We start from the raw sequence: 24,733 nt of genomic DNA, 5'->3' as shown, positions 1-24,733 counted from the left end.
CCATAAATTACATATCTTCTAAATCGCTTGACCAATTTAATAACATATTAATAAATTTTGAAGTTCTTAATGCTACATCAGATTCATTTGAACATTGTTCTTTTTTTGATGCATAATAATTTCCTAACACATATTTTTCTTCCTCATCTGAAGATATTCTTTTTATGGTACCAACATCTCTCCCATATTGCTTTTGGAATATGTATTTAACCACTTTATCACTCTTCCAAATTCTATCACTTAACTTTATTGAATTTTCAATTTCATTACGCGTAATTTTTTTCTTTTTAACACTCTCAACAATATTCTGTCTATCATTAATATTGGTAATCAGTTCATTAAAAATATTATCTAAATTTTTAACACTTTTACCAGTTAACTTTCTACCTAATGATAATCCTTCAATCTCTTTAAAAATTTTCTTTATAAACTCTAAATCATCTGAGAATTCATGTATGCATTTCATTAAAAACGAATAACAAGCTTCTTGTCCAAATTGATGGATATAGTAATGAGAATCTCCATATTCACTATCTTCATATTCGCAAAATAATTGTTTATATATCTCTGCATATTTGCACAAATCTTCCAAAAAACTGAAAGTATGTTCTACAGTTAAACATTCACTTTTAAAAATATCTTGAAAATCTTTTACCACTTCTTCAATATTACGTATTTTATTTATTTTACACATCATATAATATTTTAAAAACTTTAAAATATCGATATCTTCTAAATTACAAACAAGTTTATCCCAATATTCTCCAAATTCTTCATAATAGCTTTCGTCAATACTTTTAAATTGTATACAAGAAAAAAATAAATTTCTAATTACATCAAATTGTGATAACATCAATCCTTTATTATTTAAAGAATTAAACAATAAAAATATATTGTCCCTGCTCTCACTTAATACTACAATTATTGAGACATTAAACAATACTTCTTTATAAGATTCAAGTATTTTTCTCTTCGCTAATATATTATTTTCACTATTCAACTTTTCAACTATGTTACTATAAAAAAAACTATAAGTATTTATTATATTATATTTTCTTAATATATCTCTTTCCTTTGTTGGAGATTCCAAATTAGATTGAATATACTTAATCGCTTTATCATACACACCTTTATTTTCACTATATTCATCTATAAACTTTTCTTTTGAACTACTGTAAACTTCAGTAAATATAGCTAATAAATCCGAATCATTTTTACATGCCTGTATTTTTATTCCATCTTTACACATTATAAGATTCTTTTGAATTTCTCTTGCAAATGTATTTAGTTCAAGTTTAAATGCACAATCTCTAAGTACACATAATAATATAATATTTGTCAAAAGTCTTTGCTGTCCATCAACAATACTATACCTATTGGTGTCTTTCCGAACTAATGTAATTACTCCCAAATAGTGGTCTTTTTTACTATCAATAATTTTGTTATAATCTTCTAATAAGTCTTTAATTTGATCATCTTTCCATGAATATTTTCTTTGATATACATCAACTCTATATACATTATCCAGCTGTTCAAATAATTCTCTTATATTTGTCTGATAAATTTTTATATCTCCATTTTTACTCTCTTCATAATTTTCTATTAACAGTTCCACTATTTCTTCTTCCTTTCCAAATTACATATGTTCTTTAACAATAACAATTGTTCTTTTATATCTTCATCTCTAATTCCATTTAATGATTTAATATCAGTTACTTTCACTTTTATAATATTCTTAATAAATTTGATACTTATAATTTTTTCAATTTTGTTAATTTTAATTGTAGCTAACTCTACATCTTTTATTGAGCATACTCTGATATTATTAGCTTGTATATCCAGTTTAAATATATCAATACTAAACCATGAATAAAAAAACCATATAAAAAATTTATTCATATTACTATCAGTAATAAGTGCAAGAAAATCTTCTGAATTCATTCCATTCTCATAATTACTTATGATTGTAGTATATTTGTTTTCATTGCATATCTGACTGACATATATATATTTATTAATATTTTTAATTAATTCATAGATATTATTGCTATTAGCCATTTGTTTATCATTTACAAAATACTGAACACACATATTTTCATTTTTTAAACATATATTTTCATAATTACATAATAATTTTAATCTTTTTAATTCCTTAATACTTTTATCAATTGATGTAAAATTATCCTTGAAATATTCAGGTTCCAAATCAGATATAACATTTAAAAAAGATATAAAATCAATATTTATACTATCAACTTTATTAAATTTCATAATTATAAAATTCAAGTAAATAATTGATAATATCCTTCTTATTTTCCTTGGAGAACAACTGTATTTAAAAAATATTCGTGTTAAATATTGCAATTTAGGTTTAAACTCTCTATCATTGATACTTATATTGTTTTTGAATTTTTGTATCTCAGTATTTGTATTTAATATTTTCTTTAAAAAAACATTAATATTATCATAATCTAATGCAGGAATATTAAACGGGATTTGTATAATTTTTTCCAAATATTCCTTTGAAAAATCATCCTTATTTTTATTATAATTTTTGTTTTCATTAAAATATTCCTTATATTTAATTGCTATTGATGATCTTAAATATTCTATATCACACCCCATAAAAAAAATACAATTCGGTGAATTAAGAAATAATTTTATACTTTCAATAACATTTATTACCTTATCAACTGAACACCTATCTAAATCATCAATAAAAATTATAATTTTTTTATCTTTAATACTTGAATCATTCAAAATTTCTTTTATTTTTTCTTTTTTTAAATAATTATCCTTAACAACATCATTCAGCATCTTTTGCTTTTCAGATTCTACTAATTTGGAAAAATCATACTCAATTCCAGCCTTGGGTAGATTGGGTATTGTTTCTAAATCAAGTTTTAATTTAGCACCACGTAAAATTGGTGTGAGTAAATCAGTAATTTTCCCCTTCGTTTTTTCTAATAGTTTTTTTTCAATAATCTGATTATACAATTTAGCAAAAAATATTAATACAAAATCAGACTTATCATCATATTCCCAAGGGTTTATATCTATAATTATGTTTTTTTTATTAATACTTATTTTTTTGCTTAATAAATTCATGAACGTTGACTTTCCACTTCCCCACTTTCCATGAATTCCAAATACTATCGGTGGCACTATTATCCTATTATCGCTTTCTATTATATAATTAAATGCTTCTATATATGCTTCATATCCTAAATAATCTAAATCAGAATTATTATCATTTAAAATTCCTTCCATTAACTTCCCCACTTACATATAATACATTTCATATATTTCTGTTTATTCTACTTTTTACCATATTATACTATATAATAACCCATTTTTCCACAATATAGTATAAAAAAAGTTCTAAGTTCTATCAGATCTATACAGTAACTAATATCCAAAATATGAATTAAAACAAATCTATTAACTATCAATAGATTTGTTTTATGCTCTAAATTATATAAAAATAATGTCATACTCCTCTTTTATGTTTCATTTACCAATTCCCAAAAAGCCCTATCCTTCATAAACAAAGCTCTATCACTATCCCCCATCTTAACCAAGCTGTAATGTTTACTAAGACTCTTTATCTTACTATAAATATTCTCTTCTTCTCCCTTACTTTGAGTATTAAAAATATACTTAACATCCTTATTATTTAAATCAGCCACGTTGTGAACTACCCAAGTTAAAATATAATTAGCATACTCATTTTCACCTGTAGAAAAATGGCTTAACAATTGAGTTGAAAGAATTGTTCCAACACCAAATTCTCTTCCTTCTTTAAGTATTTTCTTTAATGAAGAGAAATTTTTACTCAAGAAGTTATCCGCTTCATCAACTAATACAATCTTATTTAATTGTCTTAAGTTGCCATCAATTTTACTGTGGCCATGCGCTTGCATTTGTGAATAAAATAAATCTAAAGTTATTGCTACAACAAGATTTTGAGTCCCAGGATCATAACTTGACAAATCAATAACAGTAACTCCATCTATTAATTCAAATAAAGCAATTGTTTTTAATGGATCAGCTTCAAATATTTTATATCTTATCAATTTCCTAAATGCAGCATATAAGCTATCATCTTTTTTTATATCTTCTCTTTCTTCATAAACACTATAAACATCTTGTAAAGTTGGAGCTGGCTTGTACCATGTCTCTGGGTCTTCAATCAAGATTCCTCGTCTTTCATATGCTTCTAAAATCAAATCTCCTAATAAAGCCTCTTGTTTCTTTCCGAGTCCAAAAGCTTGTATTATTGTTTCAGCAAATGTACTTGCTACATGCAATGGCAGCATTGGTAATGGATCATCTGCTAAACTTATTGAAAATGGATTAAATGGTAGATTATATAATTTATAGACTTTAGCATCAGTTGCATCTATAAAATCTTGTTTTGACTTATTATAATCCCCTTTATAATCAAATATTAATATTCCAACTTTATTTCCATCAACATTGTACTTTGATTCCTTATAAATTTGCGTAACCATAGATTTTGTAAATTGAGTTTTTCCTGTTCCCATTGTTCCAATGATTCCTGTATTAGTATGCATTAATTTATTTGTATCATTGGGACACCAATATATTTCTTTATTATTCTTTTGATTAACTCCAAATAAAATTTCCATGTTTCTATCATCTTTACTTTCGTATAACGATGGCGGATCTGCTACTGCTTCTGGTTGTCCACCTTCTGTTATAGGCTCATCATTAATAATTTCTGATGATGTTAACTCTATATTCTCTTCGGGCTGAGTTATGCTAACCTCTTTATCTTCTTTTGTTTCATCATTTATTCCAACATTAGAAACATTACCTGATGACTTATGATCATTAACACTCTCTTCATTACAAATATCTATTGTTCCAACTTTTTCTCTTATCTCCCCAACAGTCTTAGTAATAAATTCAAAGCCGTCATTTTCGGACATATCTATAACCATAACATTATCTTCAAGTCTTATATTTTCAAAATGATTTTCTTTCTTAAATGATATAACTGCTGCTTCACCTATAACTTCTTCAAAGGAATTAATTATTATATATTCTTCATTTAATAAAATTCTCCTTAAATCAGAGTCAATAACAGTATTCCAATTTTCTTCATCACAAACATTATAAAGATTGAGTTTTTCAGCACTTGTTATTACTAACTGCATCAAGAAGTTTCTATATACCTTTTGAGTACTTGTCAACTCTTTATCTTCTTTAGGTAATAATATCTCATTAAATATCTTTTTAGTTGATTTTGCTTGTTCTATGCCTTTTTGAACATACCAGTTAGGATTGTCCCCTATCTTCACTTCAATAGGATAATAATGAACAAAAGTTTTATCATTAATTTTTTCAATTCCAACTAAAAGAATATCATCACTTGTAGCTCCATTATTTTCAAAGCCTAGCTTCTTTGCAGATAAAAAGCCTTCGCTTTGTTTAAGTCCTGCTCCTCCTGAAACTCTTAATACTTCTTCCAGTGATATTGGAACCCAAATTACATTATCAATTTTAAATTTAGCCAATGCTAATTTTATTGCTGATAATATACTTATTTTCTCCTTAGGAAAATGTGATTTACTAGATAATAATCTAAGCAACCAATCTCCATTTATTGCATTAAACATATTAATTATACTTGGGGAATATTTATCAGCATTTTCTATTCCCTTTTTATATAAAAATTCTTCAATTACCTTTTGATATGGTCCGCTTTTTCTTGTTACAGTAATTGCATCATATCCACCAGCTGTAGTATATTGGTCACTATAATGAATTATTAATAAATCTTTAGCTTCTGGATCATTTTTAAAGAAATTCAAATCTACTTTAGGATCTATAAATGTAACCCAATGACTACTATTATATATATCATCTAAAGTCATTCTATTTTCATTAGAAACTGAAATTGCTACACATCTATTACTATCATAAGGCTCACCAAAACTTGCTACATTTATTGCATTTAACTTACTTGCAACAACCATTAAATCTGTTTTATTATTTGCATACTTTATCCCAAAACCAGTTCTATAATAATCCCCAGAAAATACTGATGGCACTCCTGATATTAGTCCATTTAATATTATTCCAGATGGAATATCATCCATTTTAGATATTATAGTTTGAGCCTCATTACTCATTTCAACAAAAGTTATATGTGCATATTCAATTCCATTTTCAACTTTCTTAGAATAAAAATGTACCTTTTCTCTATACAAATCTAATATATCTTCTTCTGACATATTGTTCAAATTTAAATCTAACCCATAAGCTTCTTTTAAATCTTTAATATTATCGTTAAACGCAACTTCCTCAAATGCATTTGTAATACCTTTATTTGAATATATAAATAAGTCAATTGGTAATACTTCTTTGTTATTCGATTTTAGCTGTCTTATATAATACTTAAATATTCCTTGTAATATTTCTTTACTGTCACCTGTGTTTATTAAATTAATTCTTAGCGGAGCATTATTTCCCATGCTAAATAAATATTTAAAGTGATCTATGAACTCTTCTATTTTTTCATTAACTAACTTAGATACAAAGTCTCTTGAACTCTTATATCTAGGAAGCTTATCATCAACATAATATTTCCACTCTGGTGAATGATTTTGTTCCATAGGAATATACAATGATTTATCTGACTGCTTTACATATGGCATTAAGTATGTTGAATTAATCTTTTTAATTATTTCATCTTCAATTTCTTCATTTTTCAATTGTTCATTTATATGAAGCTGATATGCAATATTCAATGGATGGAGTGGTGTAAGCATTAGCTCCATATCACCTATATTTCTTTTAAGGGTTCCTAATTTAAATAAGTCTTTTTGCTCTTTTGATAAATAATCAGCTTCTGGTAAATTATTAAGTTCTTTAATATAAACATCTATAAATGACTTATAAAGACTCTTAAGATCATCATTTAAATAAGAAAGACTTGGTAATTTATTATTTGATTTGAAGTAATTTAATATCTTTATAAAGTTATTCTTAACTTCAAAATTTAATTCTAAATCTACACATTCCAACCCTTCACTGTTTTCCTCAAAACACAAACCTTCCATTTCAATTATTTGCTTTTCTAATTGAAGTGTTTTTCTAAATTCATCTCTTGCAAAATTTTCTTTAGTACCAAATTGAAGTTTATTTTCACCTATAAGCTTAAAATCACTCTTTTTCTCTCGTTTTGATTTCCAAACTCTTAAACCTTCTATTGGTCCTATCTTATCGCTTGTTCCCATTATTCCAAAAGGTATTATGCTATTACATATATTTAATTTTAACTTAATTAAATCACTATCTTCTTCATAAACAAAATTTTCACCAATCTTTATTATAAGCTTTTCATTTTCTACAACAGGAACAGTCTCATAATTATCAGCTAGCTCATAAGTTTTTGAGTTTATTGAATATTCATTAAACACTATAGAAGAATCATTTGTATTTAATAAAATATAATTAGTTTTATTTTTCATAATTACAGAATAGTTTGTTTTTATACTTTCAAAATAGCTTTCGCTAAAACAAACAACTACAATTCTAAATTCAAATTTTACATTTTTATCATTATAAATAATTTTATAAAAATTATTATTTTCATCACAATAAGAAATTGTAGCTTTTATTCTTTTTCCGGAATTAACAGCTTCAACATCACCAACTACTGATAAAAAGCTTTTTGAAAGTGCTGCATCAAAAGAAAATTCCAGTTCAAGCTTTTCTTTTCTTTCTTCATTAAATATAATTATATTTCTTATTCTAGATTTTGCTTTTGATGCTCCTTCTTCCCTATCCCAGTCTACATTGCTTCCTAAATACCCCAGTATCGGTGTATTAATTCTGCCTTCTATATATTTTTCAACATCCTTAAAATCAGATTCTTTCCATTCTTCACCTTTTAATTCAGTTACACCTTTTGTATCATAATATCTTTCAAGCTGGACTTCTGGATTACCATATTTATGAATTTCATCAACCCTATTAAAGTTGTTAGCATTTTCATCAATTCTTTTCTTAATATCATTTTTATTGGTTTTATCTGATAATTTACTATCATAAAACAATCCAAAGTTTTTATACTGATTTCTTTCTATACATGTACCATTTATAATAGCTAGTAATTCTTTATACTCAAAAATTGAAATACTATCTCCAATTAGATCCTTGCTTTTTCTTTCTAAATCTAATTCAATTATTGCTTTATCAACTTCTGAAAAACTAGAATTTAAAAGTTCCTTCCGAATATCTTTTTCTATTGAATTAACATGAAATGGCATTCCCTCTTTAGAAAAAGATTCAGTTCCTCCAATAATACTATCTAGATTTGTATCATGTATAAATAGTATTGCTTTATCTATATACCCCTCTTCGACACCAACCATATTTCTAAGTCTTGTTAAAAAGTCAGGTTTTACAGTATCACTTGTTGCAGATACAATTAACTTTATATTAGGAAAGTTAAGCATATAAGCTGTATATATTACTTCGCCTTTAGAATCCTTATATTTAAATTCCTTGTATAATGTATTATTTTTAAGTTCTTCATATAATCCATTAACCTGTTCTAATTTTTCAAATTGAATATTGTATTTAGCACCGCTGCTTAAAGGATTAATATTAAAAAATTCTATTATTCTTTTTGATAAATAACTATAAAACTGATCTGACATATTGTGCATCCCCACTATCTGATTTCTTTTCTAATAAATTTAGTTTTTCAAATAATCCAATTATTTTAATTCTTGAATCCCTATCAAAGGAAATTCCTCGTTTTTCAAACTCGTTAAATAATACACTTAATTTTAATCTTCCTTGCTTTTTAATACATATCTTTGTTAATAAAATAATATCTTCTTCATTTAAGTTTAAACAATATCCAAGTGAACCTCTTCTTTTTCCAAAATTAGCTTCAACAAATTTTTTAAACCAATTATTATATGCATCATTAGCCCTTGTTCTTGTTGATGTCTTTCCTTGAAACTGATATCTTACTGCTTCAAATAATTTATATACCTTATCAAAGGCTTTATTCTCACTATTGCCTTTTTTTATTTCAAAGCCATCCCAATCAATTCCATCTTGCCTTCTTGCAATATATGATTCACACAGTTCTTCTAATTGTGATTCAATTTTTTCTTGATTTTCGTTGTTGAATATATTAAATAACTCAACATATCCTAGCTGTTCATCTATATTACTATGATTTAAAAACTCTAATGTTATAGCATGTGAAAATAAGTCATCTACATAACCTTTAAGAATTTCCCATCCAAACTGATATGCTGTTCGATTTTTAGATGTACTTTCAAAGCTTAAGGTATAATAAACACTATCAGCCTTGGTTAAATCTGCTCCATTAAATTTACTTAATTTTATTGCAAGTTGAGAAATATAGAACATATTATAATATTCTATAAAACGCTTTATTGAATTTTTATATAATTCTTCATTAGATAAAAGAAATATTAAATCTTCTTTAAAAAGTTCCTTAATAAAAGGTAAATAACATTTATATTCCTCTCCATCATGTACCTTCTCTTTTAAATCTGGTAAAGCCTTTAGTACTATTTTATATAAAATATTACTAACATCTTTATCATAATGATCTTTAACTAACTCTTTTAAATCTTCATCTATAAAAATTGAATTTAAGAATTTTGCTATTTTTTCATCAGCACTAGTTGATATTCTGTAATTTAATGTTTTTATATTGAAGTCCACTAAGTTATCTTTTTCTAAAAACATAGTTTCAATAATATTTCTAAATGCTTCTTCACTAGCATTTCCATCAAAATCTGCTATACTCTCTACTACATTATTAATAAACATTTCACTTTTAAAGTTATTTTCTATTTGCTTATCACATAAATTTCTTGAAAATGCACCTATAACTCCATCAAAATTTGAAACTAAAGTTTTTTCATTAGCTGCATATGGTAGAAGTTTAAATTCCTTGCACTGACTATGAGTCAAGCTATTTTCAGTAAACTTAAAATTATTTTCTATTTTTTCTAAATCTAATTCATAAATTTTTTGCTCTTCCATATTCTATATCTCCATAAATCTATAAGTTTCAAATTCTTCATCATAGGCGAGTTTATATTTTTTATTATTTTCTCTATTCTTTTCAGTAAATACTACTTCTTCATTTTTAGATCCTGTATCTTGAAGCTTGTTCATAAATTCAATAAACTTTATAAAATGATTTTTATCTTTTTTATTAGGTCTATATCCATTATTAACTTGTCTTAATAATTTGTATAAATTATAATCAATATCTAGTTCATAAGGATCTTTAGCATTATTACCTTTAAATTTTAGTTTTAAATTGCCAATAAATTTATTTATATCTGTTCTATCATTTATAGATAAATTTGTTGTATCTGCTTTCAATTCAATTTTTTCACTGATTTTATATTTAATTTGATTTTTTCCCATGAAAATATTTATATACTTTTCATCAGCTTCACCATTCCAATTCATAATTCCATCTTTAACATTATTATAAACATTTATTAACTTTAATTTATCGCCTTTATTCCAGTAATATAATGCATTCATATAATCATCAAAGACTTTATCTCTTAATGAAAATAATGAATCTGAACCACAAATATAATAACTTCTAATAAACAATTTTAATAAATCAAATCTTATTTTTTTATTCTCTATTTCATTTAAACCAATATTATTTAGCTTATCCAAATACCCTGCAGAATAATTAATATATTTATTGAAATAATCTACTGCATTTGATGTATTATTAAAATCTATAATAAAATCATCAACTTTTTCATTTCTCACATTCAATGGATCAATACTATTTAAAGCTTCAAAAATAAACGATAACTCTTTATGATCAAATATAATATTAGGCATTAGTGATTTTATATAATCTTGGTTATTAAGTTTTGAAATACTATTTTTAAAGGTTGGTGAATTAACATCAATATATGATCTTGGTATTATCAACTCATACATAAAGTTAAGTAAAGCTCTTGTAGAAATAATAATTTTATTTTTCACAATACATTGAACTAACAAATCTATAATAGACTTTTGTACATTCTCTTGTGATAATAACTCGTAATTAGATTTAATAGGGCAACAATCTTTATTTTCACATTGGTTGCAATGTTTCTTATAGGAGCCATAAAATATATTGTTTTCCACTGAATCTATTTCATAAGATTCTGTTATCTTCTTCATAATTGATTTAACATACTTTGAATATGCCATACCATCCATTAAGTTGAATATATGATAATCACTAAAGTTAACAAATTGAAAAGAACTATTTTCATCAAAACTACTATCTTCAATTGCATTTTCAAGTATTTTTTTATCAAATACAAATTGTTTTAATTTCGTAAATCTTTCACCATATTCAGAATCAATAAAATTATTTAAAGTCCCTAAATTAATTGCCAATATAAATTTTTGAGTACTATTCTCAATTTTTTCATCACTAAATTCGTCTAATACTTCATTTAATGTGTCCATTGAAGTTTTACTTGGCTCCAAACTTTCTGTAGCATCATTATGAATAGTAAAATTCTGCATAATTTCATTATTTTTATTATTAAAATATGAAATAATATGAGATTTACCATCACCAACACTACCACATACTAATATTAATTGAGCTTGATTAGATTCATTAGCCTTCTTTATCAACTTTTCTAAATCATCTTGTGCATCTCTTTCTATATGCATATATCTTTTAAATGGTGTAAATGTTCCAAGTCCTTCTACTGCCTCTTTTGAAGATTCTTTTAATTTTGCTAATTCTTGAACCAAGCATTTTTTATCTGGTTCCTCATTATTAAATATGTTTTCTAATAATAAGTCTGTATGTGCTTGCTCTATATCTTTATTATGTTCCTCTAATGTAGCAGAACTTTCATTTTGAGAAGTAATTTCTTCATTATTTTGTAAGATAGACTTATTTTGCATTAACATATCTTCCATTGTTTTTTGAATAACTTGTTTAATGGTTTCTGCATCAATAGTTGATGGTGTATCTAAACGTGGCATAGGATTTTTATAAGGGATCTCTTCATAATTAGGATCAATATACAGTTCAACAAACCAACATGTGATCTTATAAATATTTTTATGCATATTTAAAGCCGCTTCTAATTCACCCTCAATCGTATCATGAGCGGCTTTATTGCCTAATCTTCTTACATAATGAAAAAGCTTATCTATTTCCTCTGTAAAAATACCATCTTGTTCTAATACCTGTAATCTATCCATTTGCGATAAACTACTTAATAATCCATGATTCTCGATCTTAGCAATTTCTTGAGTCAAATTTTCCACAAAAGTTCGCCCTTTAATTATTGCTGTATGTGGCGCTGTGAATAAATATTCATTTATTTCATTAATGTACTTATTTAAATATCTGTACTCTTTATCTAGATAGCTGAAAACATCATTTTCCAATGGATTTTCTTCCTTCCTTTTTTAATTAAATATTTATATCAAATTCTTTTATTAGTTTCATTGATTATATGTAAATTTTATTTTTAACATATTTTGCCCATAAGTATGCATTCACGTTCTTCTACTTTACTCATCGCAAAAATTTTTAACTCTTCTGATGCAAATCTTTCTTTTGCAATTTTTCTATTATATTTAACTGACTCATTTTCAATAAGTTCAATTTCTTGATCTTCATATTTTTTCTTTCTATAATATGGATCAAATACATATACATTTTTTTCATCTATATTAGTTACTAATATATAATGGTATAGACTGTCCCCGTAATATACTCTAACTGCTACAACACCATTGTCTTCTATACAGTTACTAATGGTATCTAATTTAACTTCATCTTTTAGTAATAATTCACACTTTAACTGAAAATCAGATATTTGATTTAAAGAATTACTTATTAATTGTATTGAGTAAAGCGAGGTTCCTTTACCACCAACTTTTCCATTTTTATCTTTTGTATCTAAACTATATAAATTTATTATTTTTACTACTTCTGGATGTATCTCATTTCTATTAAATAAATATCTTATTCCATTGGTTATTGTAGTTGGAACACAATCAAGTTCTGTACATTGATACCCTAATGGTGTTTTCATACTTTTCTCCTCATTTTTCAATTTCTAACATTATATATGAATATTTTACCACATAAGCCATATTACTTCCATTCAAATTATGCGATTGAATACTTTTATTAACGTAAATAAGCACACTGATTGTAACTCTACAAATAGTATGCTTATAAAAAAATCAATCTCATCTTATTTTTTAATTACCTAACAGTCTTAATGACAATCCCATCCTTAAAGCCCCCACGTTCTTTAAGCTTTTTAGCTCTAGCTTTTAAAAGTTCTTCTTCACTATACCCTAAGCTTTCCGCAAGTCCAAACAATACTTCCATTACATCAGCTAATTCTTCTAAATTCTTATCTTCTAAAAATTCATTAACTTCTTCAACTAATTTAGCTTCTAAAAGCTTATACTTTTCATCTCCAGCTGCTATTAAAATATCGCATTGTCTCCCATCTGCTTTTATTATTTCTGGGATTTTATCTCTTACTAATTTATTATAGGTTTTTTCATTATTTTCATTTATTTTATTATGTTCATTTAATTTTCCATAAACCATCTGCATTTTCATTCCTCTTTTATCTTCCATAGGCAACTCAGATATTGTTTCAGATCCACTTTCTAATCCAATACCTCCTGTAATTGCTAAACATAATGCATCTATAACATCATGTATTTCACGGATTTTGCCACATATTACATAAGATAATGGACTTAGGCTTGCTCCTAAATTTGCTTTATTTTCTTCAATAGCTTTTGTGTGGTTTTCAGCATACACAGCTTGTCTGCATGGAGTATTAAATATACTTGAAGTTTTTCCTTCTGTCAAAAGCTAAATGCCAAAACAACCTCCTCATCTTTTCCTATTACCGGCTCCCCGTTAGTAATCTTCATCAGATCATTATTTTCTACTTCATCAACAACACTAATTTCATTAATCTTCTCTTTTTTCTTAGGCTTACTTTTATTTTTTACCTTTTTCTTCTCTAAGGTAGTTACTATCTCATTAGGTAAATGCTCTTTGCTTTTGTATTTTTCCATATTTAATTTCTGAGTGGCTTCATTATCTACTTCCGTTACATTTTTATTACAGCTGTTTAAATGTACACTTGTACTTGTTTCCATACAGCTTTTATTATCAGCAGTAGTGACATTTTTATTTGCAATATTATCTTTTATATCAATGACTTTATTATCCTTATGTTTATTCTCACTCTCCACATTAATATTCTCTATACAGCTGGTGCTTAGCTGTTTCTTCTCGTTAATTTCTACTTCTTCTGCCTTATGTTTATTTTGAACTTTTTCTTTTGTTTTAATATTTTGATGCTTTACAAAGTTTTTTACTTTATATATTTTATCTTGAGTGAGTTCAACCATTTCTAAGTCTATAAAAGTTTTTATAGCTAATTCTATTTCAGATACTTCTCTATTGAACTCTATAGCCAAAGTCTCTAGAGTATATGGTATATTTCTAGATAAAAATAATTCTCCTTCTAAATTGACCTTGCCTGCAAGAACCACAAGCCTAGTCCAAACATAATTTATAAGATCTCTTTTTTCCATTCTATCTATTATTTTGAACTTTGTATCCTCATACATATTCACATTAAATTTAACACATTTTCTTTCTCTCATTTTTAACACGCTCCTATATAAATAATTTATCTATATAGGATATATGCTTAAAAATGAAAGTTACTAATATAAATTAAAAATTATTTTATTCTTCCTGTAATTTAGCTTCTAAAAGCTTGTATTTTTCATTTTGACCTCTGAAATGAATTTTAAAATTATCAATTACTTTAATTATTCCAACCTTTGCAAACATCAATCCATTCATCATAACCAGAATACTTTTCTAATTCTTCTATGGTTACCCATTCACATCTTTTAATAATTCGAATCACTTCCTCTTCAACAAAATCGCAAACATTGCTGTATTTTTCACCGTCTTTTACATAAATCTAATCTTTATAAACACGTAAAAGTGTTAATTAATCTATATTATAAGTATATTTCACCATAAAATTAGAGCTTATTTCCATAAGCTCTAAAATGATACTTCTTTATTCTCCATAGACTTTCCTTGCGCCTCGTCTTCAAACTCACAAAACATATATTCATAATGATCATATATGTTAATCATCAATTTTTCTTTTCTCAATAAGTTTCTTCTGCGCCTCAATGCTTTGCTTAAGTTGCTGCACATATTCCTCATCTATTATGATACTCTCTTTACAGGAATCCACAATTCACAAAATAAACCAGGCTCCCCTTCATCGAGATAAATTTCATAGTCAGTGTCTTCTGTCTGTTCATAGTCAGACTGTGGTAAGAATTCTTTAAAAAATCTACGCCACATTTCACTGATACAATCACCGTTATTACCATAGCATTTAAAAACTACATAGGTTGCCGAATCAACTTCCCATATACGGTAACCTTTTTTGAGCATTGCTTCTTCATTATCTATATAAGTATCTTCATCAATAAGTACTCCAATTCCATAATCAAAAGTTGTTTCATTCTTTTTGGTAGGGCTGCATAGACCATATAAATCTTTTTTACCATCTGGCCTCATATTCCTAATTTCTTCTACTAAATGTTCTTTATGACATTCACCCCAAAAGTCAGGAATATCATGATTGCCAGCCTCATTCATAATTTCATTACTAAATGCTCGTACCTTTGCAATAAATTTTTGTTTGCCTGTTTCTTCAATCCTATAATTCATAGTGTTTCCGCCTTCCAATATAATTTTAATGGCCAAAGGGTTAAAGAGACAGAGTTGAGTTCCTTTTCTTTTAGCTAACTTTGGTGATACACCATGAAACCGAGAAAAAGCCTTTGCAAAGCTTTCTGGTGTTTCATAACCATACTTAAAGGCAACATCAATAATTTTACTGTCAGTTAGCTGTAATTCTTGTCCTGCTAGTGACAACTTTCTGTTACGAATGTACTCATTTGCTGTTATTCCAGCCATTAAGCTGAATATTCTATGAAAATTGTAACATGACATATGCACTTCTTTTGCTACATTTTCGTAATTGATCTTCTCTAGGAGGTGACTCTCCATATAATCAATTGCGCTTTGTAATGACTTTCCAAAACTCATCTATCCTCTCCCCTTTCACTATGTATTATAAAACTCCTTGTAAAAATATTCCTGTCCTAGTTTGCAGTATTTTGTCCTGTATGCTTTTTAATTACTCGTACCTACATTGATTAATATTTTAGTTAGTATCTACAGCTAATTTATAGAAAACTTTCATAACGTATGAATTTCCCTCTTTTTGCTTTGGATAAAAAATAAAAGTTTCCCAAAAATCTAAATTAATAATAAACTGATAAGCTCCAACTGATAAATCCTGCAAATATTCATCTTGCATAGCCATATTCATATCAATGGAACCTTCTACAACTTTGTTTCCATATAAAAGTCGTAATGCTTCCATCAATTTATTTATATCACCATGATTTGCGTTGTACTTTACAAGGGAAATCGTATCACTTCCTACAGCTTTATGTACTTCCCAGCCATTATTAGATTTTTTGCTTACTTTGTACACGCTTCTCACCTTACCTACAAATTACTATTTATAATCTTATTTTAAAACCAATATTTTTTAAACATATTATTCATCAATAGCTTTCAGTTTCTCTGCTGATATCTAATCATGAAAAATAGGCTAACATCTAATTTGATTCTATTATTTCAATTATTTAGTTATCATAAATACCATCAATCATAGAGTTTCATCCTCTTCAATCTTATAATTTAGTAAATCCACATATTCACATCTATAAAAATCCTCTTCATTTGCAATATTTTTCTGTATTTTATATGGAATTTCCTCATAATGACTAATATCTATTGATAAAGCATGTTTAAAGAGATTTTTTAAAGCTACCGAAGCACTACCAATAGTTTCTCTCAAAGGAATGTAGACTGTAATTTCTCCATTACTGCCACCATCTTCAATTTTTCCGCTGCTATTATGAATAAGTCTTATTATATCTTCTTTGTTATCCTTTGATTCAAACACTAATTTCAATATAGGTTCTAAAAATGTAAGTTCTATATCTTTTATGGCTTCTCTAATGGCTATATACCCTGCAATCTTAAAAGCCATTTGCCTTGAATATGTTTTATGATATGAACCATCATACAGTGTAACTTTTATATCAGTTAAAGAATAACCACAACACATTCCTAAGCTTATTGACTCTTGAATGCCTGAATTAATGCATTCAATAAATTCTTTAGGAATAACTTCATCATCATAAATTTTATTTATAAATTCATATCCTTTTCCTCGATCCTTAGGTTCAATTTCAATAAAACAATGCCCATAGCTCTCGACACCACTCTGTTTTATGTATCTACCTTCTGATTTTATAGTATTCTTAATAGTCTGCTTATATATAATTTGTGTATCGCCAGCCTTAAACTCAATATTAAATTCTTTTCGCAAAGCTTCAATAACAATTTGAAGTGTTTCCTCTTCTACTCCAGCAATAATAACATACTTAGTTTTGTCTTTAGTATAAATTTTGAAGCTAGGCTCTTTCTCATAAATTGACCTTAAAGCTTTAAAGATGTTAATATAATTTGCTTTTGTATTTGGTTCAATTACAATAAATATAACTGGCTCTTTTATTTTATTTTCGCTCATTACAATTTCCTCTCTATTCATGTAAACTCCATGAGATTACTACTGATCTATTTTATCAATCCCTATCCTGATTATCATTTGATTTTTTTAATATCTTAGTACCTAAATATGCCACTCCGATATTTATTATGTTACATATAACTACTAAAAACGAAAATGCATTCCAAAACAATCCAATTCTTTTTAATGGAGCTTCTGATAATGTTTTATATAGATATGCAGAACTAATTATTGATATAAAACAATAGATTATTGCAAAAATTGTGCTTATTTCAAGCACCCAAATATTTAGGTACTTTTTAGGCTTAAATTCTAAATTATGAATTATAACTAATATAGCTGATAATATTATTGATAAAAATGTCATTATTGCTTCGCTGCTAAATTCTTTATTGAAGTTTAATGAAACAACAACAAAAGCTATTGCTAGCGTTGAATCCCCTGCCTTAGTTAGTACGATATTTCTAAACAAAAAATCCCCCCAATATTCTCTTAAAATTTTATAATTATGAAACTTTTGGATTTCTTTTATCAATTACTTTCTTATCGATATCAACAGTAAAGAAACTACTTTTTACACTTTTAAGTTTTTCAAGCACTTCCCCAACAGATTGTGAATTAGCTTAACCATTCTTCTACTTCCTGATCTGTCAAACACTCTAAAATTTCAATTCGAGGAGATAACGCTTGATGACATTTAAATATAAAATAACTGTCCCAGCTTCTTCGTCCCTTAAGAGGATCTTCTTTGATAATAATAACAGGAAATCCTTTATACTTTGGAATATATTCTGGCGGCATTTCTCCAAATATCATATGTCTTATAGCCGAGTTATTTTCTTTGTCATTTATAGCTTGATAATTTTGATAAGAAGCATGTCCTACTATGTCATATGATCTCTTTGGATAATATGCACCTATAGCAGTATCATAAATTTCTTGACTAAAAGTATAATCTTTAATTTCATAATCAGTAAGCCATCCTTTTTTATACAGTTCTATTTCTAATAAAGTCATAAGATAAAAACAGTTATGAACATCAAAGACCTTCATCCAAAAGCCTTTTTTAGTATTAGGATTTAATACTAGTACTTTAAAATCATAACAAGCGTCATGGACAATTGGTACATATACCATAGATTTTATATACGGCTTCAGTAATTCTAATTTTTCATATAGTTTCTTTTTTCTTAGATAATAACGGCTTCCATGGCTTCTTGTTATAACCGCCATAACTGCAATCGTCAGCATTTCAGCACCATGGTAAGCCTTTACTTCATCTGGATAACTTTTTAATAAATCAGCCCAATCAACATTCTCTATATTTTCAAACCTATTTAAACACTCAGTACTTAAGTTAACAACTTTTTCAAATAAGTCTACCAAATTATCACCTATATCAAGTATGTTACTATGTTCAATCAACATACCGCAGTAATGAGCTGTAGCACAAGCTTTTGATATATCCATTTCATTTAAGGATATTCCTAATCCCTTTAATGTGCGTAATACATTATCATTATTTGAATTTTCTTTAACATATACATATAGTTCTTGAAATTCATCATTTCCAAATATCTTTAAAATATCTAGTGATTCATCTTCTCTGCAAGGCTCCTTTGACCACTTAATATATTCTTTTAGTATATTATTTAATTTATTATACTTAGCCTCTTCCTTCTTCTCATTTGTCACAATATCATCTCTATGTAACTGTGCTGAATCTATACCTAATTCATCTTGACATTTTAAATCTGGTTTATTACCAAATAACTTATTAAAAAACTTCATATATTTTTACTCCTGTTATTTTAAAATTAAATTTGTGAATTAGTATTTATGCTGGACAAGTAGGCTACTTCGCATATTTCTTTTGGTAATATTATAGTTTCTTGTGTCATATATGCTTTATCCATTCAATCTCACCCATTTTAATACAATCTATCTATATTCTAACATAAAAATAAGAGTTTACTCTACATAAACTCTCATTTAAATCCAATTATTTACTTAATAGTTTCAAGTCCAGTCGATTTCCTAAATCTCCTGCGTTCCTGTATCTTCTTGTCTCTATCCTTCAAAAGATCCTCTTCACTTTAACCTAAACTATATACAATCCTAAACAATACTTCCATAACATTAGCTAATTCTTCTAAATTAATTTTGTATAGCAAAAGCATTCATTTGTATGATCGTTAACCATTCCTACTGCTTGCATAAAGGAATAACAAATTGTACTTCCAACAAATTTAAAACCATCTTTTTTTAGTTGTTTGCTCATTTTATCACTTAATTCATTTGAAGCTGGAACTTCCTCTATGCTTTGCCATGAATTGATAATAGGCTTATTATCTACAAACTTCCATATATAATTAGAAAACGAGCCGCACTCTTCTCTAATCTTCAGAAATGCTTTTGCATTAGTCACAACACTTTCGATTTTTCTTCTATTACGAACAATGCCTTTATCTTGCATTAATTGTTCTAATTTTTCTTCGGTATATTTTACAATCTTTTCAGCCTCAAAATTATCAAAAGCTTCTTTATAGTTTTCTCTTTTTTTAAGAATAGTCCACCAGCTTAAGCCTGCTTGAGCTCCTTCTAAGCACAACATTTCAAATAGTTTTCTATCATCATATACTGGCACTCCCCATTCCTTATCATGATATTCAATATATAATTCTTCTTTTGTCACCCATTCACATCTTTTAATAATTTGAATCACTTCCTCATTAAACAAAATTCCAAACCTTGCTGTATTTTTCACTGTCTTTTGCATAAATCTAATATTTATAAACATGTAACAGTGTTAATTAATCTATATTATAAGTATATTTTACCATAAAATAAGAGCTTACATTACGTAAACTCTTATCATATATATCTTTATATTTTGCTGAACTCAAATCTTGGAAATAAAAATATTGGAATTGTAAAAGTCTTATTTGCAATTCCACCTTGCGTTACCCCTTTTAGATAAACTGCAAAATTAATTTTTCCATTAGCTAGTGATTTTGTTATGGTTTTACCTGGATTCTTACCAGCCTTAACTTCTATTCCGTAAACATACCCATTATTCCTATCTCTGTAGACAAAATCAAGCTCTCCATCCCCATAGATTGCAAACATAGGAACTGTGGATATCTTATCCAAAAGACAGTGGTAAACAAACGTTTCATTTAATAACCCGCTAGATTCCGATGCTAATAGGTTTGCCTTTTTCATTACATAATTTGCCATACCAACATCCGACAAAAAATATCTTTGTCTCTTTTTTATATTGGTAAATTCAAAATCTATAAGCTTATCACAGTCTTTAACAAATTTTGACGTGTAAAACCATTGAAGTACTCTATTACAATTTTCCTTGGTGATATTACTTGAATATTGTTTGGTTATTATTTGCTGTAATTCTTCCGTATAACTGCTTTCCTTAATGCCTTTTTTTCCTCTAGCTAGAATTTCAATTATTGCGCTTATGCAATCTTCAAACACTCTTGTAGTCAATATATCTCCATCAAAATATCTTGAAGATTCTTCACAAAATACTCTTAATAATTTTTCAAACAAATCATTAATATTTTCCTTGTGATTTCTTAAGTATTCACATACTATCTCTGGATAGCCGCCAACTTCTAAGTAATCTTTATACTTATCATAAAATAAATCATAATCCTTTTTATCGCCATCTCCATACAAATCTAATGACTCATAAGCTTGTGTTAAATTAAGCGCATTAACAAATTCAGTAAATGATAATGGCTTTATTTCAAGAAAATCTACATCACCCATTGGAGACCAAAACTCTTTCTGCATAACAACTCTTCCTAAATAACTTCCAGTCATAATAAAATGTGCATCAAATTCTCTTGCAAATTGCCTTATCATATTATAAATCTTATAAGATTCTTGTATTTCATCTATTATAATTATGCATTCTTCATTGTCTTCAAAATTGTTAGAGAATCTCTTAAACATCTCTTTTAATGTATTTGTTTTTTCCCTGTCTAGTTTTCCTGATAGACGTTCTTCTTTTATTATATTATAAATTGTAAGTAAGTCCTCTCCTGTTTCTTCTAACAGATTTATATATATTAAATGCTTATAATTTTCTCTTGCAAACTTTTTCACTAAATAAGTTTTTCCTACCTGTCTTGCACCTTCTACTAATAGTACCTTATTATTGTGGTTATTTTTCCACTCTAATAGCTTTTTGTATACATCTCTTTTAAGATCTATTATTTGTTTTTCCACGTTTCTCACTTCCTTACAATTCAAGCTATAATCTTGTTTAGTATATACTAAATTATATCCCAAAATTTATTTTTCAATAATAATTTTACCACTATTTAAATATACCAGCAATCATGTGCTCCTCACTTTTTCATAAGTGTATATTGTTAACTTTTTTTATTTGTAACTTCGTAAATTCTTTAATTTTTTACTTCTTAACTTTTTTCATAGTTAAATTCTTAAATTCCTAAATTCTTAACTTTTTTCATTTTTAACTTCTTTACTTCTTAAATTCCTAAATTCTTAAAAAGTTTTATTTGAAAACATAATTATTGTTAAAAAGGTTTATTGCTAGCTAAGAAAACTTGGTTATGAATGCACGGATAACTTTACCACATTGCCTATGGGTGGACATTTTAGTGTTTTTAATTATCTATCCTATACGGTACATTTTATATCTCATAATCGCCCATGATTTTTATATTTACTATATTTAAGTCTTACCATAGATTTTCTATAGCAAATTCAGTCTTTTTTCCTCCACAAATGTCTCTTGGAGTACTTCTGAGACATGAAGTGTTGAAGTTGTTATCATTTCTTTGAATAATATTCCAAATATTAAATAAATTTGTTATAATGTATATGTACAATAAATAAAATGTAAACTATGGGTAATTATAACATAAAAGATGTATTATTCTACTTAATTTAATAAAACGTTATATTTTTAATATTATACTTATCCATTATGTACAATTTTAAGTGAGCGAGGTGATCATAATAATAAAATCATACTACATGCCTTTAAATGACAATTGAGCACAGAGACCTAAACTATTAATGCATTTTTTATAAAACTTTAACTAACAATTATTTCAAGAATATTAGAATTTGGAGGGATAATTTATGTTCAAAAAAGCTTTAGTAATGGTTTCTATTTTAGTTTTTCTTTTTTGTCCAATATCTACACTTAGTGTTTCAGCAGCCGACTTTACAAACGGCGTAGATGTATCTGGAAATACTGCAACAATATGGTTTAAGCCACTAGCAAACACTAGTTGGGTTGATGTACATTATAAAATTAATTCAGGAGCACAACAAAATATCAGAACTACCTATAATAGCGCATCTGGAAGATATGAGCAAAATTTCACAGTATCTTCTGGAGATACCGTGAGCTATTCATTCACATATAATAACGGTACTCCTGCATATGACTCTCCTTGGTATAATTATACAGTAGGCTCTCCGTCTTCTCCTACGAAAGCTGTTACGTTCTATGAAGATATTAATTATGGTGGAGCTTCTGTATCACTACAACCTGGAAATTACACCTTATCACAATTAAATACAGCAAAAATTCCAAATGATTGGATGACATCACTTAAAGTTCCAAGCGGCTGGACAGTCGAAGTATATGAAAACGATAATTTTACAGGGACAAAGTGGACATATACTTCAGATACACCATGGGTCGGTAATGATGCTAATGATAAAATGACTTCTGTTAAAATTTATTCAACTACAAATACAGGTGGTGATACTACTACTCCACCACTTAAATCCGGATTTGTTACCTTACAAGTAAAAAATAATACAAACGGACAATATTCAAATGATCAAATCTACTGGGCTATTGTAGGAAAAGACCCAGCCACTAACCAATTTGTTCATGTTGATTTAAACGGGAACCTTATTCCTATGAAGATTTCAGATAATGATGCAGCTGGTCATTTAACTAAAACTACTCCCGATGGAACATTTAACTATTCAAATTATTTCTGCAAAGCCAGTCAACAAAGCTATGCTTATATTCCAAAAATCATAGGAGCAAGAATGTACATCAGTTATGGTGAACCTTTATATATTAAAGTAAATCAAGCAGCAGATGGATTAATTGGGTATGCTGGACCAAACCTTGCAAACACTTCTGACCCTAATACAGGCATCATGTTTGAATGGGCTGAGATGGCATGGACTAATGACGGATTATGGATAAATACAACAAGAGTAGACCAATTCTGTTATCCTTATAATATACAATTAGTAGGTAATAGCGGTTACAATAAAACTTATGGAGATACTGGAACACGTGCAGATTTAATGAATGCATATAAAAATTCTGTACCTGCTGAATTTAAGTCTTTAGTTCATTCTGATAGAATCTATGCCCCTGCTTCAGGGCTTGGAACTTTTACAGCATCACAAGCTAATGCTCACTATTTTGATAGTTATATCAATGACGTATATAACTATTACGCAACCCATGAATTAACCTTTACATGTGACAGAGGAACTTATAGTGGACATGTTGTAGGCAGTGATTTTGTCTTTAATAAAAATGGTGGTGCATATAATCTTTATATACATGGAAAACCAAGTACACAAGAAGTTTTATTAGGAAATGGAATCTTTGATGGTGGAAATGATGATGAAAAAGCCATCAAAGCACAGGTTTGTGCAGCCTTTAACAGACATGTTATGCTTGATCCTGCACACTGGAATAACTCAGCCTATTTCTATAAAGATGCTCCTGCAAATTACTTTGCAAAATTCTGGCATGATCATTCTTATGAAAACAAATCATATGGCTTCTGCTATGATGATGTTTTCGACTTCAGCAGCACATTGCATGTAGCTGACCCTAAGTATGCAATAATTAATGTAGGTTGGTAATAAATTAGACCATAAGATTTGTAAAAAGATGCTGTATCAAAATT

Annotated in this window: 17 protein-coding genes and 1 pseudogene; 1 reads left to right on the top strand and 17 read right to left on the bottom strand. The window is 27.4% G+C overall.

Annotated features, from left to right (window positions below):
* Positions 1-7: 7 nt before the first annotated feature.
* The 17 genes and pseudogenes from L1S46_RS01715 to L1S46_RS01645 all read right to left on the bottom strand — a co-directional run bounded on the left by L1S46_RS01715 (position 8) and on the right by L1S46_RS01645 (position 22,034).
* Positions 8-1,615 (bottom strand): DUF262 domain-containing protein, encoded by a 1,608-nt coding sequence (locus tag L1S46_RS01715; RefSeq protein ID WP_171788223.1) that lies wholly within the window; start codon positions 1,613-1,615, stop codon positions 8-10.
* Positions 1,615-3,270: a P-loop NTPase fold protein gene (locus tag L1S46_RS01710; RefSeq protein ID WP_171788222.1), complete on the bottom strand. Its 1,656-nt coding sequence runs from the start codon at positions 3,268-3,270 to the stop codon at positions 1,615-1,617. Before L1S46_RS01710 ends, L1S46_RS01715 begins: the two co-directional genes overlap by 1 nt.
* 233 nt (positions 3,271-3,503) lie before the next feature.
* Positions 3,504-8,696, bottom strand: coding sequence for a DNA phosphorothioation-dependent restriction protein DptH (gene dptH, locus L1S46_RS01705; RefSeq protein ID WP_171788221.1), 5,193 nt, complete (start codon positions 8,694-8,696; stop codon positions 3,504-3,506).
* Positions 8,677-10,071: a DNA phosphorothioation-dependent restriction protein DptG gene (dptG, locus tag L1S46_RS01700; RefSeq protein WP_171788220.1), complete on the bottom strand. Its 1,395-nt coding sequence runs from the start codon at positions 10,069-10,071 to the stop codon at positions 8,677-8,679. The genes dptH and dptG overlap by 20 nt, the downstream gene beginning before the upstream one ends.
* A 3-nt stretch (positions 10,072-10,074) precedes the next feature.
* Entirely contained in the window at positions 10,075-12,474 is a 2,400-nt protein-coding gene (dptF, locus tag L1S46_RS01695) for a DNA phosphorothioation-dependent restriction protein DptF (protein WP_171788219.1), read from the bottom strand.
* 83 nt (positions 12,475-12,557) lie between these two features.
* Positions 12,558-13,127 (bottom strand): hypothetical protein, encoded by a 570-nt coding sequence (locus tag L1S46_RS01690; protein WP_171788218.1) that lies wholly within the window; start codon positions 13,125-13,127, stop codon positions 12,558-12,560.
* A 176-nt stretch (positions 13,128-13,303) separates the two neighbouring features.
* A complete protein-coding gene (locus L1S46_RS01685) occupies positions 13,304-13,660 on the bottom strand; it encodes a nucleoside triphosphate pyrophosphohydrolase (protein WP_171788848.1) in 357 nt (118 codons plus the stop codon).
* A gap of 111 nt (positions 13,661-13,771) precedes the next feature.
* Positions 13,772-13,930 (bottom strand): annotated as a pseudogene (locus L1S46_RS26495) (DUF429 domain-containing protein); the annotation flags it as partial.
* The gene (locus L1S46_RS01680; RefSeq protein ID WP_171788217.1) at positions 13,927-14,739 is read right to left on the bottom strand and encodes a phage replisome organizer N-terminal domain-containing protein; all 813 of its coding nucleotides are present in this window, start codon (positions 14,737-14,739) and stop codon (positions 13,927-13,929) included. The pseudogene L1S46_RS26495 and the gene L1S46_RS01680, both read right to left, overlap by 4 nt.
* A gap of 85 nt (positions 14,740-14,824) precedes the next feature.
* Positions 14,825-14,947: a hypothetical protein gene (locus L1S46_RS26260; RefSeq protein ID WP_275298947.1), complete on the bottom strand. Its 123-nt coding sequence runs from the start codon at positions 14,945-14,947 to the stop codon at positions 14,825-14,827.
* Positions 14,948-15,325: 378 nt separating this feature from the next.
* A complete protein-coding gene (locus tag L1S46_RS01675; RefSeq protein ID WP_171788216.1) occupies positions 15,326-16,219 on the bottom strand; it encodes an AraC family transcriptional regulator in 894 nt (297 codons plus the stop codon).
* A 118-nt stretch (positions 16,220-16,337) separates the two neighbouring features.
* Positions 16,338-16,673, bottom strand: coding sequence for a hypothetical protein (locus tag L1S46_RS01670; protein ID WP_171788215.1), 336 nt, complete (start codon positions 16,671-16,673; stop codon positions 16,338-16,340).
* 177 nt (positions 16,674-16,850) lie between these two features.
* Positions 16,851-17,780 (bottom strand): hypothetical protein, encoded by a 930-nt coding sequence (locus L1S46_RS01665; protein WP_171788214.1) that lies wholly within the window; start codon positions 17,778-17,780, stop codon positions 16,851-16,853.
* A gap of 55 nt (positions 17,781-17,835) precedes the next feature.
* Positions 17,836-18,252, bottom strand: a complete 417-nt coding sequence (locus tag L1S46_RS01660; RefSeq protein WP_171788213.1) for a hypothetical protein — start codon at positions 18,250-18,252, stop codon at positions 17,836-17,838.
* 146 nt (positions 18,253-18,398) lie between these two features.
* Positions 18,399-19,571: a hypothetical protein gene (locus L1S46_RS01655; protein WP_238898978.1), complete on the bottom strand. Its 1,173-nt coding sequence runs from the start codon at positions 19,569-19,571 to the stop codon at positions 18,399-18,401.
* 361 nt (positions 19,572-19,932) lie between these two features.
* Positions 19,933-20,505, bottom strand: coding sequence for a DNA-3-methyladenine glycosylase I (locus tag L1S46_RS01650; protein ID WP_171788847.1), 573 nt, complete (start codon positions 20,503-20,505; stop codon positions 19,933-19,935).
* Positions 20,506-20,666: 161 nt separating this feature from the next.
* The gene (locus tag L1S46_RS01645; RefSeq protein WP_171788211.1) at positions 20,667-22,034 is read right to left on the bottom strand and encodes an AAA family ATPase; all 1,368 of its coding nucleotides are present in this window, start codon (positions 22,032-22,034) and stop codon (positions 20,667-20,669) included.
* Between the two features lie 885 nt (positions 22,035-22,919).
* Between L1S46_RS01645 and L1S46_RS01640 the strand changes: the two genes are divergently transcribed.
* On the top strand, positions 22,920-24,689 hold the full coding sequence (locus L1S46_RS01640) for a beta-1,3-glucanase family protein (RefSeq protein WP_171788210.1): 1,770 nt from the start codon (positions 22,920-22,922) through the stop codon (positions 24,687-24,689).
* Positions 24,690-24,733: the final 44 nt, after the last annotated feature.

This window comes from Clostridium sp. YIM B02500, assembly GCF_022324665.1.
GTDB lineage: Bacteria > Bacillota > Clostridia > Clostridiales > Clostridiaceae > Clostridium > Clostridium beijerinckii.
The sequence above is the reverse complement of the archived record's forward strand: the minus strand, read 5'-3'. Positions and strand labels throughout refer to the sequence as shown.